Origin of the sequence: Haematobacter genomosp. 1, from assembly GCF_002196855.1 — a bacterium.
Classification (GTDB): Bacteria; Pseudomonadota; Alphaproteobacteria; order Rhodobacterales; family Rhodobacteraceae; genus Haematobacter.
Map to the genome: position 1 here is coordinate 13731 of NZ_NIPW01000013.1, position 11192 is coordinate 24922.

General features: G+C 66.9%; 7 protein-coding genes. 4 read left to right on the forward strand and 3 right to left on the reverse strand.

Annotated features, from left to right (window positions below; genetic code table 11):
* Nucleotides 1-88: 88 nt before the first annotated feature.
* Nucleotides 89-1651 (reverse strand): phospholipase D family protein, encoded by a 1563-nt coding sequence (locus CDV49_RS09790; RefSeq protein WP_088215355.1) that lies wholly within the window; start codon nucleotides 1649-1651, stop codon nucleotides 89-91.
* A 51-nt stretch (nucleotides 1652-1702) separates the two neighbouring features.
* Nucleotides 1703-5197, reverse strand: coding sequence for a DNA polymerase III subunit alpha (dnaE, locus tag CDV49_RS09795; protein WP_088215356.1), 3495 nt, complete (start codon nucleotides 5195-5197; stop codon nucleotides 1703-1705).
* A gap of 75 nt (nucleotides 5198-5272) precedes the next feature.
* Here dnaE and CDV49_RS09800 point away from each other — a divergent pair, with 75 nt between their 5' ends.
* Nucleotides 5273-5650, forward strand: coding sequence for a VOC family protein (locus CDV49_RS09800; RefSeq protein WP_088215357.1), 378 nt, complete (start codon nucleotides 5273-5275; stop codon nucleotides 5648-5650).
* Here the strand turns inward: CDV49_RS09800 and CDV49_RS09805 are convergent.
* Entirely contained in the window at nucleotides 5644-6006 is a 363-nt protein-coding gene (locus CDV49_RS09805) for a VOC family protein (RefSeq protein WP_088215358.1), read from the reverse strand. The genes CDV49_RS09800 and CDV49_RS09805 overlap by 7 nt on opposite strands.
* A 256-nt stretch (nucleotides 6007-6262) precedes the next feature.
* Here CDV49_RS09805 and xdhA point away from each other — a divergent pair, with 256 nt between their 5' ends.
* The 3 genes from xdhA to xdhC all read left to right on the forward strand — a co-directional run bounded on the left by xdhA (nucleotide 6263) and on the right by xdhC (nucleotide 11185).
* Nucleotides 6263-7651: a xanthine dehydrogenase small subunit gene (gene xdhA, locus CDV49_RS09810; protein ID WP_088215359.1), complete on the forward strand. Its 1389-nt coding sequence runs from the start codon at nucleotides 6263-6265 to the stop codon at nucleotides 7649-7651.
* Nucleotides 7648-10062, forward strand: coding sequence for a xanthine dehydrogenase molybdopterin binding subunit (xdhB, locus tag CDV49_RS09815; protein WP_088215360.1), 2415 nt, complete (start codon nucleotides 7648-7650; stop codon nucleotides 10060-10062). Before xdhA ends, xdhB begins: the two co-directional genes overlap by 4 nt.
* 154 nt (nucleotides 10063-10216) lie before the next feature.
* Nucleotides 10217-11185 (forward strand): xanthine dehydrogenase accessory protein XdhC, encoded by a 969-nt coding sequence (gene xdhC, locus CDV49_RS09820; protein ID WP_088215361.1) that lies wholly within the window; start codon nucleotides 10217-10219, stop codon nucleotides 11183-11185.
* Nucleotides 11186-11192 lie beyond the last annotated feature (7 nt).

Sequence of the window (11192 nt, forward strand, 5' to 3'; positions counted from 1 at the left end):
CGCCCCAAGGCATCGGTCGATCCAAAGCTCCCATTGCAAACCTGCTGCAAAGAGAACCCCGAATCTTTTGGCTTTTGGCAGAACAGGGCTAGAGCAGCCAGTCGATCGGCAGCCAGCTCAGGAACCGGACCGTGGCACGCGAAAGCCATGTGGTGTTCGGTTCTGTCAGATGGGTGACAGGCTCGCCGCCCGGCACGGGATCCAGCCAGACGATCCGGTCATTCTCCAGAACCACGCTGTAGGCCTCATCGGGGATCTGGGAGTCAAAGGCGCTGCCCATGCGCTGCGCGAGATCGGGGCTTTCGATCAGGAACCCCATTTCCGTGTTCAGATAGGCCGAGCGCGGATCGAAGTTGAACGACCCGATGAAGATCCGCGCCGCATCGACGGTGAAGGTCTTGGCGTGCAGGCTGGTCATGGAGGAGCCGAGAAAGCCGAAATTCTCCGTTTGCCGCCGTTGGTTGCTGCCCGCATCCGACTTCAGTTCGTAGAGCCGCACCCCCGCCTCTGCCAGAGGTTTGCGATGCTTGATATAGCCGGAATGCACGGGCAGAACGTCCGTCGCATCCTGTGAATTGGTGAGAACCCGCACCGTCACGCCGGAACGCGCCCAATCCTCGAACTGCTCGGACAACCGGTTTCCCGGCACGAAATACGCGGAGATCAGGTCGAGTGAACGCCGGGGCGTTTCGAGTATCTCGCCCAGCCGGACGGCCATCAGCCCGCTGCGGTCATTCTTGCCCAGCCCCTTCGCGGGATCGTCGCTGACCAGTTTCACGGGCACCCAATCCACCTTGTAACTCCCGTCTAGAAGCTCCCTCACCGCCGGATCGGAGTGAACGCGCGCGACATAGGCATCATGCGCAGAGTCCTTGCGGGCGGCGGCGATCCTGGCATCCAACAGGGCGCCCGGATCCTCCGGCGCTGGGACGAGGAGGTCCACCGGATAGGCCGAGCCACTGGCCCAGTAGCCGTCGAAATCGACCGACACGTCCTTGGCCACCTGCCCCACCCCCAGCACGTCGAGATCGAGGTAATGCGCGTCCGGCCCGCTTTCGAAGTAGATGTCTCCCACGTTCCGCCCGCCGATGACGGTAGCGATACCGTCCGCCGTGAAGGATTTGTTGTGCATCCGCCGGTTCACCCGGACGAAATCATAGAAATAGCCGAGCCAGCGCGGATTGCGGATCGTGAACGGATTGAAAAGCCGCACCTCCGCATTGGGAAGCGCATTCAGCGCGGCCAGTTCCGGGTCCAGATCGGGTACGCCGTTGTCATCGACGAGCAGCCGTACACGCACCCCCCGGTCCGCTGCCCGCCGAAGCGAGTCCAGCAACAGCGTGCCGGTCAGGTCGTTTTGCCAGATGTAATACTGGACATCGAGCGTCTGCACCGCCGCATCGGCCAGCGCCATCCGCACCGCAAAAGCATCGGGGCCGCTGAAGATCGCCCTTATGCCGCTCTCCTTGCCATGGGCGGCCGCCTCTCCGACGATGAACCTGCCGAGCGGCGTCTCCGCGGAAGGCGGAACGGCCTGCGTTTCCGTCCGTCCGTCGAGCGAGGGTAGCGGAAACATCACGCGCAGCACAACGATGGCCGCGACAATGGCCAGCGCGACGATTGCCAGACCGATCAACACGGCACGCATCATTCCGCCGCACCCGGTTCCGTGTCATCCGATTCAGCTTCCCCCGGGCGCGCGTCAGACTTCCTCGACAAGGCTCACCCCCCCGATGGCCTTGATCGCGCCTTTGATCTGCGGAGACACCGGATAATCCTCGCCCAGACGGATGACGATCTCCCGGCCCGTCTCCGGGTCGGTCACACAGAATTCGATCGGCGCGCGGGAGCGTATGCGCTGCTCCGCCATCCGCTCGAACAGCGCGGCGACGGAACGCGCGGCGCGCGCCTCCTCCAGATGGATGCGAAGCCCGGCGGTTCCTGCATCGGCCACCACGCCGTCGATGGGCGCAGCGCCCCGCGCCAGCAGTTTCAGCGTGTCGGCCTCCATCGTCGCCTCCACCGTCAGCACGACCGCCGATCCCGGCTCCAGAAACTGCCGCGTCGCCTCCAACGTCTCCGAAAACACGGTCACCTCGTACAGTCCTGTCGGATCCGAAAGCTGCACGAAGGCGAAACGGTTCCCCTTGGCCGATTTCCTTTCCTGCCGGGAGGAAACGGAACCCGCAAGCTTCGCCACGGTCGGCCCGCGTTCGGCCTGCCGGGTCAGCGCCTCCAGCGTCAGGACACCCTTGCGTTTCAGGGCGGGCATGTAGTCGTCCAGCGGGTGGCCGGAGAGGTAGAAGCCGATGGCCTGATGCTCCTCCGCCAGCCGCTCCACCGGCAGCCAGTCGTCGCAGTTCACCAGCCGCGGCTCCGGCAGATCGTCTCCCGCCTCGCCAAACAGCGACACCTGCGCCGAGACGCGCGCCTCATGTACGGCGGCGGACCAGGCGACCAGCGCATCGAGGCTGTCGAACACCCGGCGCCGGTTGCGGTCCAGCGTGTCGAAGGCCCCTGCGCGCGCCAGCATCTCCAGCGGACGCTTGCCGATCCGCTTCAGGTCCACCCGGCGGGCGACATCGAACAGGTCGCGGAACGGTCTGTCGCCCCGCGCCTCCACGATGGCGCGCATCGCCTCCACCCCCACGTTCTTCAGCGCACCCAAGGCATAGACGACGCGCCCGTCCTTCACGCTGAAGGTGGCGAGCGAGCGGTTCACGCAAGGCGGCACCGTCTCGATCCCCAGCCGGTCTACCTCGCGCTTGTAGACGTTCAGCTTGTCGGTCAGGTGGATATCGCAGTTCATGACGGCGGCCATGAACTCCACGGGATGGTTCGCCTTGAGCCAGGCGGTCTGGTAGCTCACCACGGCATAGGCGGCGGCGTGCGACTTGTTGAAGCCGTAGTTTGCGAATTTCTCCAGGAGGTCGAAGACCTCGCCCGCCTTCTTCGTGTTCACGCCGTTCTCCACGGCACCGTTGACGAACTTGGGCCGCTCCTTCGCCATCTCCTCGGCGATCTTCTTGCCCATGGCCCGGCGGAGCAGGTCGGCGCCGCCCAGGCTGTAGCCCGCCATCACCTGCGCGATCTGCATCACCTGTTCCTGATAGACGATGATGCCCTGCGTCTCGGCCAGGATATGGTCGATGGAGGGGTGGATCGACTCGATGGGCCGGAGGCCGTTCTTCACCTCGCAATAGGTGGGGATGTTTTCCATCGGGCCGGGCCGGTAGAGCGCGACCAGCGCCACGATATCCTCGATGCAGGTGGGCTTCATGCGCCGCAGCGCATCCATCATGCCGGAGCTTTCCACCTGGAACACCGCGACCGTCTTGGCGGAGGCGTAAAGCTCATAGGTCGGCACGTCGTCGAGCGGGATATGCCCGATGTCGTTCGCGGCCCCCTCCTTCGGCACGTAAAGCTCCCGCCCGTCGGGGGAGCGGTGCAGCTCACCGCCGCCCGCAAGGATCAGGTCGATGGCGTTCTGTATCACCGTCAGCGTCTTCAGCCCGAGGAAGTCGAACTTCACCAGGCCCGCCGCCTCCACCCATTTCATGTTGAACTGGGTGGCGGGCATGTCGGACCGCGGATCCTGATAGAGCGGCACCAGCGCGTCGAGCGGCCTGTCCCCGATCACCACGCCGGCAGCATGGGTGGAGGCGTTGCGCAGCAGCCCCTCGATCTGCTCGGCATAGCCCAGCAGACGGCCCACCACCTCCTCCGCCCGGGCGGCTTCGCGCAGGCGGGGCTCATCCGCCAGCGCCTTGGCGATGGAGACGGGCTTCACCCCCTCCACCGGGATCATCTTGGAAAGACGGTCCACCTGTCCGTAGGGCATCTGGAGCACGCGGCCCACGTCGCGCACCGCGGCCTTCGACAGCAGCGCGCCGAAGGTGATGATCTGCCCCACCTTGTCACGGCCGTATTTCTCCTGAACGTAGCGGATGACCTCCTCCCGCCGGTCCATGCAGAAGTCGATGTCGAAGTCCGGCATCGACACCCGTTCCGGGTTCAGGAAGCGTTCGAACAGCAGGCTGTAGCGCAGGGGATCAAGATCGGTGATGGTCAGCGCATAGGCCACCAGCGACCCCGCGCCCGAGCCCCGGCCCGGACCCACCGGGATATCGCGCTGCTTGGCCCATTTGATGAAATCGGCGACGATCAGGAAATAGCCCGGAAACCCCATCTGCTCGATGATGCCAAGCTCGAAGGTCAGCCGCGCCTCATATTCCGCGACGCTGGCGGAATGCGGGATCACCGCCAGCCGCTCACGCAGGCCGTTCCACGCCTGACGGCGCAGTTCCTCCACCTCGTCATCGGCAAAGCGCGGCAGGATGGGCGGGTGCTTCTTCACCTTGAAGGCGCAGCGGCGGGCGATCTCCACCGTGTTCTCCACCGCCTCCGGCAGATCGGCGAAGAGCGTGACCATCTCCGCCTCGGACTTGAAGTAATGCTGCGGGGTCAGCCGCCGGCGCGGCTCCTGCTGATCGACATAGGCGCCCTCCGCGATGCAGATCATCGCGTCATGGGCCTCATACATCTCGGTCTTGGGGAAATAGACATCGTTGGTGGCGACGAGCGGCAGGCCCATCGCATAGGCCATCTCGACAAATCCCTGCTCCGTCGCCCGCTCCGCCAGCGCGGGAGCCCCCCCCTCTCCGGGATGGCGCTGGATCTCCACGTAAAGGCGGCCGGGATAGATGCCCGCCAGCTGCTCCAGCAGCACCTCAGCCTTGTCGCGGTGACCGGCGATCAGATGCTGGCCGACCGCACCCTCCGGCCCGCCGGTGAGGCAGATCAGCCCCTCGGCATGGGTTGCCAGCTCCTCCACGGTGACGGACGGCAGCTCCCCCCCCGCATCCAGATAGAGACAGGAGGAGAGCTTCATCAGGTTGCGGTAGCCTGCCTCGTTCTGCGCCAGCAGCACGACCGGCGCGGCGCGGCGGGCCTTCTGGCTGGGCGCGGCCGCCCCTGCCAGCACGGACACCTGACAGCCGACGATGGGCTGCACGCCCGCGCCGCTCGCCAGGGTGGAAAACTCCAGCGCGCCGAACATGCTGTTCGTGTCGGTCAGCGCAACGGCGGGCATCCCTGCCTCGACGCAGAGCTTCACGAGCTTCTTCACCGGCACCGCCCCTTCGAGGAGCGAATATTCGGAATGGACGCGGAGATGGATGAATCGGGGAGCGGTCATGGGCGGGAGCTTACGCCCTCCCGTGCGGGGAGCAAAGTGCTGGACAGCATTCCGTCGCGCACCTAGCGTTCCGGCATGCGGATCGAACGTCTGGATCATCTCGTGCTGACCGTCGCCTCGGTGGAGACGACGGTGGAGTTCTATACCCGCGTGCTGGGGATGGAGGCCGTGACCTTCGGCGCGGGGCGCAGGGCCCTTGCCTTTGGCCGGCAGAAGATCAACCTCCATCAGCGGGGCAAGGAGATCGACCCGAAAGCCAGGCACCCGACCCCCGGCTCCGGCGATCTGTGCTTCATCAGCGCAGAGCCGCTGGACGACGTTCTCCGCCATCTCGCCCGGACGGGCACCCCGGTGGAGGAGGGTCCGGTGGAGCGGACGGGGGCCGAGGGGCCGATCCGGTCCGTTTACCTCCGCGACCCGGACGGCAATCTGATCGAGATTTCTACTTACTGACGTCGCTCAAGCAGTTCGATCCGGTTGCCGAACGGGTCTTGCAGGTAAACCCGGTCATGGTCCGGCAGCCCCTCATCGGGCAGCACCGGAATGCCCGCGGCCCGCAGGCGGAGGGTCATGGCGGCAAGGTCGCTGACTTCGAACGCGGGATGCGCCTTGGCGGCGGGCCGGAACGGCTGCTCCACCCCCAGATGGAGACGGACATTGCCCGCCTCGAACCAGACACCGCCCCGCGCGGCAAGCGCCGGAGGCTTGGGAACTTCCGCAAAGCCGAGGTGGGGAAAGAAGGCGCGCGCGGCATCCTCGCCTCCCTCCGGCAAGGCAAGCTGGATATGATGAATGGACAGGAGCGCCATCCGACCACCCTTCCACCCCTGTTCCCGAACGTCAATCGCACGCGGAAAGAGCCAATTCCCTTATCCGGCGACATTTTATGAGCATTGCGATCACATTCCCGGCGCGAGACAACGCTCCGGCAGGCGCCGCGCGCAGATATCTGTTGCCAAGGGGGAGGGGCTGCGCTTACCTCGACCTCAAGAACGCGCGCCCCTCTTACGCCGCATCGGACGGGGCACCAGACGCTTCAGGGAGTAAAGCGGCAGGTCATATTCAATGGAGATCGCGTTTCTGCTGAACGGAACGCCGGTCAGGGTTGCGGGCGAACCGCCGACCCGGACCCTTCTCGACTGGCTGCGTGAGGACCGCGGCCTTACCGGAACCAAGGAAGGCTGTAACGAGGGCGACTGCGGCGCCTGCACGGTGATGGTCGCCGATGAAGACGGCGCATGCGCACTCAACGCCTGCATCCTGTTTCTGCCCCAGCTTCACGGCAAGGCCGTCCGCACCGTCGAAGGCATCGCCGGGCCTGCGGGCGAGCCGCATCCCGTCCAGACCGCGATGGTGGAGAAACACGGCAGCCAGTGCGGCTTCTGCACGCCCGGTTTCGTCGTTTCCATGGCCGTCGCGCATCTGAACGGCCGGCGCGACCATGACACGGTGCTTGCGGGCAACCTCTGCCGCTGCACCGGCTATGCACCGATCGTGCGCGCGGCGGAGGCCGCGGAAAGCGCCCCCGTGCCCGGCTGGATGCATGACCCGGCGCAGGATGCCGTGCAGCCCGTCGGCGGAGACGATGTTTTCATGCCCCGCAGCAGCGATGCGCTCGCCACGTGGTATCTGGAACACCCGGAAGCCGTGCTGATCGCCGGAGCCACGGATGTGGGGCTCTGGGTCACGAAGGACCTGCGCGATCCTGCGCCCGTCGCGTTCCTTGCCGGGATCGCCGACATGAAGCGCATCGAGATCGGGGAGGAGGAGATCCGCATCGGCGCGGGCGTCACACTCTCCGCCTTCGGAACCGCGATGGCCCCGTTCCACCCCAGCCTCGGCGAGATGATCCGGCGCTTCGCCAGCACCCAGATCCGCAACGCAGGCACGATCGGCGGCAATATCGCCAACGGCTCCCCCATCGGCGACGGGCCGCCCGCACTGATCGCGCTTGGCGCGACGCTCCACCTGCGACGCGGAGAGGAGCGGCGGACGCTGCCGCTGGAGGCGTTCTTCCTCGACTACCGCAAGCAGGATCGCCGCCCCGGAGAGTTCGTGGAGGCAGTGAGCATTCCCCGCCAGCCCGACCCCCGCCAGCCAGACCGGCTGCGCTGCTACAAGCTTTCCAAGCGCTTCGATCAGGACATCTCCGCGGTCTGCGGCTGTTTCAACGTGGCGGTGGAGCATGGCACCGTCACCGCTGCGCGCATCGCCTTCGGCGGCATGGCGGGCATCCCGAAACGCGCCTCCGGCGTGGAGAGGCTGCTCATCGGCCAGCCGTGGACGGAGGCCACCATCGCCCGCGCGATACCCGCCCTGACCGAAGATTTCACGCCGCTGACCGACATGCGGGCCTCCGCCGCCTACCGGCTGGAGACGGCGGGCAACATGCTCACACGCTACTTCCACGACCTTGCGGGCCGGCCGGTGAACATTCTGGAGGTGCAGCCATGAGCGTGGCAAAACCCCTCCCCCATGACGCGGCCCCCCTGCATGTCAGCGGCAAGGCCCGCTACGTGGATGACATCCCCGTGCCCGCCAACACGCTGTCGCTGGCCTTCGGCCTGTCCACCGTCGCGCGGGGGCGCGTGACATCCCTTGATCTCGCGCCGGTGCGTGCAGCGCAGGGCGTGGTGGCGGTGATGGGGCCGGAGGATCTCCATCCGATCCCCGACGTCTCTCCCGGCGCGCATGACGAGCCGCTGATCGCGGATGGCGCCGTGCACTATGTCGGCCATCCGCTGTTCATTGTTGCCGCCACGAGCCACCGCGCGGCGCGGCAGGCCGCGAGGCTCGCCCGCGTGACCTATGCGGAAGAGGAGCCCATCCTCAGCGTGGAGGCAGCACTTGCCGCCGGCAGCCGGTTCGAACAGGGACCGGTGACCTGGACCAAGGGCGATGCCGAAGCCGCCATTGCCGCCGCGCCCCGCGTGGTGACGGGCCGGATCGAGATGGGCGGGCAGGAGCACTTCTATCTCGAAGGGCAGGCCGCGCTCGTGCTGCCGCAGGAAGGGGGGGACATGATCGTCCACTCCTCCACCCAGCACCCGACGGAGATCCAGCACAAGGTGGCGGAGGCGCTCGACCTGCCGATGAATGCCGTGCGGGTGGAGGTGCGCCGCATGGGCGGCGGCTTCGGCGGCAAGGAAAGTCAGGGGAACCATCTGGCGGTGGCCTGTGCGCTGATGGCGCGGGCGACGGGACGGCCCTGCAAGATGCGCTACGACCGGGATGACGACATGACGGTCACCGGCAAGCGGCACGATTTCCGCATCGACTACCGCGCGGGCATCGACGGCGAGGGGCGGATCCTCGGCATCGCCTTCGACCAGTACACGCGCGCGGGCTGGAGCCAGGATCTGACGCTCGCGGTGGCGGACCGGGCGATGCTGCATGCCGACAATGCCTATCACCTCCCTGCCGCCCGGATCACCTCGCACCGGCTGAAAACCAACATGCAGAGCGCCACGGCCTATCGCGGTTTCGGCGGTCCGCAGGGGATGCTGGGGATCGAGCGCGTGCTCGACCACATCGCCCATGCCGTGGGGCGCGATCCGCTGGAGGTCAGAAAGCTCAACTTCTACGCGCCCGCCCGGCCCGAGGCACATCCTGTCGTCATCGGGGAACCGGCACCCGAAACGCCCGGCCCCGAGATCCCCGAGGATCGCGTGACCTCCGGCGACCAGACGGTCGAGCGGGTCCGCGTCGATCCCGACGGGCTGCAGACCACGCCCTACCACATGCCGGTCGAGGATTTCGTCCTGCACGAGATGGTCGCCGAACTGGAACAGATGGCCGACTACGCCGCCCGGCGTGAGGCGATACGCGCGTGGAACCGGACGAGCCCGGTGCTCAAGCGCGGCATCGCGCTGACGCCGGTGAAGTTCGGCATCTCCTTCACGCTCACGCATCTCAATCAGGCGGGCGCGCTGGTGCATGTCTATTCGGACGGCTCGATCCACCTGAACCACGGCGGCACGGAGATGGGACAGGGCCTGTTCCAGAAGGTAGCGCAGGTCACGGCGGCTTCCTTCGGGGTGGAGGCCGACCGGGTGAAGATCACCGCGACCGATACCGGCAAGGTGCCCAATACCTCGGCCACGGCAGCCTCCTCCGGCTCGGACCTGAACGGCATGGCGGCAAAGGCTGCGGCCGACACGATCCGCGACCGGATGGCCGCCCATCTGGCCGAAAGCCACCAGACGACGCCGGGCAAGGTGCGCTTTGCCGACGGACGGGTGGAGGTGGCGGGCGAAAGCTACAGCTTCGCCGAGGCGGCAGCGCTTTGCTATCAGCACCGGGTGAGCCTGTCCTCCACCGGGTTCTACGCCACACCGAAGATCACATGGGACAGGCTGCGCGGCGTGGGACGGCCGTTCTTCTACTTCGCCTATGGCGCCTCCGTCACTGAAGTGGTCATCGACACGCTGACCGGAGAGAACCGGATCCTGCGGACGGACATCCTGCACGACGCGGGCGCGTCGCTGAACCCTGCGCTGGATATCGGTCAGGTGGAGGGCGGTTACGTGCAGGGCGCGGGCTGGCTCACCACGGAGGAACTGGTATGGGACGGCAAGGGGCGGCTCCGCACCCATGCGCCCTCCACCTACAAGATCCCCGCCTGCTCCGATCGGCCCCGCAACTTCAACGTGCATCTGTGGGAAAAGGGCCGGAACCGGGAGGATACGATCTATCGCTCCAAGGCGGTGGGGGAGCCGCCCTTCATGCATGGCATATCGGCGCTGATGGCCCTGTCCGACGCCGTCGCGGCCTGCGGGGACGGCTCTGCCTATCCCGACCTCCACGCCCCCGCGACGCCGGAGCGGATCCTCTCGGCCATCGCCCGGCAGCGGAGGCAGCCATGACCCGGAGCGCGCATGCCTCCGGCGGCGCGGGGGACGCCCCCCGCGACCCCCGGCCCGAACCGCTGAAGAGAACCGACCCCTCGGTGACGGTTGAGGGCAAGAGGGCGCGACGCCCCGGGCCGCCCCCGGCAACACAGCAACGGAGGCGCCGGGAATGAGCTTCGATCGCAGCCTTCTTGCCACGTTCACCGAAACCCACGGACACGTCGCGCGGATCGTCGTCGCGGAGGTGCAAGGCTCCGCCCCGCGGGAAGCGGGCACGGCAATGCTGGTCTGGGCCGACGGCATCTCCGGCACCATCGGCGGGGGCGCTCTGGAGTGGCAGGCGATCGCCGCCGCCCGGGCACAGATCGCCAGAGGAACGGAGAGCGCGGTGCAGCGCCTGCCGCTCGGCCCGGCGCTGGGACAATGCTGCGGCGGGGCGGTGACCCTCGTCACGGAAGTCTGGACTGCGGCGCGCTTGACCGAACTGCCCCACACGCTGCCGGGCTTTGCCCGCCGCGTGGAGGGAGAAGCGCAGATGCCGCTGGCGCTCCGCCGGAGCCTTGCCCATGCGCGCAGGGCGGGAACGCTGCCGCGCCCGGCATTCAGCCAGGGCTGGTTGATCGAACCGCTTGCGGCAGAACCCCGCGCCACGTGGATCTGGGGGGCCGGTCATGTCGGAAGGGCCATTGCCGCGGTTCTGGCCCCGCTGCCAGACTTCGACATCACGCTCATCGACACCTCCGAGAGCCGAATGCCGGAGAGCCTGCCGGACGGGGTGCGCGGGCTTGTCGCCACAGAGCCGGCACGGCTGGTCAGGCATGCGCCGAAAGAGGCGGAACACCTGATCCTCACCTTTTCCCACGAGATCGACTTCGCGCTCTGCCATGCCCTGCTTCTGCACGGGTTTTCGCGCTGCGGGCTCATCGGATCCGCGACGAAATGGGCGCGTTTCCGGTCTCGCCTGGCCAAGCTGGGGCACGCGGCTGCACAAATTGACGCCATTGCCTGCCCGATAGGCGATCCAACGCTTGGCAAACACCCGCAAGCCATTGCCGTCGGCGTTGCCGCACAGCTACTAAAGCCTGCGCAAGCAAGCCAATCCACGAAAAAAGGAAAGCGCCTGGTGACTGGGGCATGAACGGGGA

Excerpts from the sequence above, each read along its gene's own strand:
- CDV49_RS09800 (WP_088215357.1), top strand. The coding sequence starts at position 5,273 with ATGCGGATCGAACGTCTGGATCATCTCGTGCTGACCGTCGCCTCGGTG.
- xdhA (WP_088215359.1), top strand. The coding sequence starts at position 6,263 with ATGGAGATCGCGTTTCTGCTGAACGGAACGCCGGTCAGGGTTGCGGGC.
- xdhC (WP_088215361.1), top strand. The coding sequence starts at position 10,217 with ATGAGCTTCGATCGCAGCCTTCTTGCCACGTTCACCGAAACCCACGGA.
- xdhB (WP_088215360.1), top strand. The coding sequence starts at position 7,648 with ATGAGCGTGGCAAAACCCCTCCCCCATGACGCGGCCCCCCTGCATGTC.
- CDV49_RS09805 (WP_088215358.1), bottom strand. The coding sequence starts at position 6,006 with ATGGCGCTCCTGTCCATTCATCATATCCAGCTTGCCTTGCCGGAGGGA.
- dnaE (WP_088215356.1), bottom strand. The coding sequence starts at position 5,197 with ATGACCGCTCCCCGATTCATCCATCTCCGCGTCCATTCCGAATATTCG.
- CDV49_RS09790 (WP_088215355.1), bottom strand. The coding sequence starts at position 1,651 with ATGATGCGTGCCGTGTTGATCGGTCTGGCAATCGTCGCGCTGGCCATT.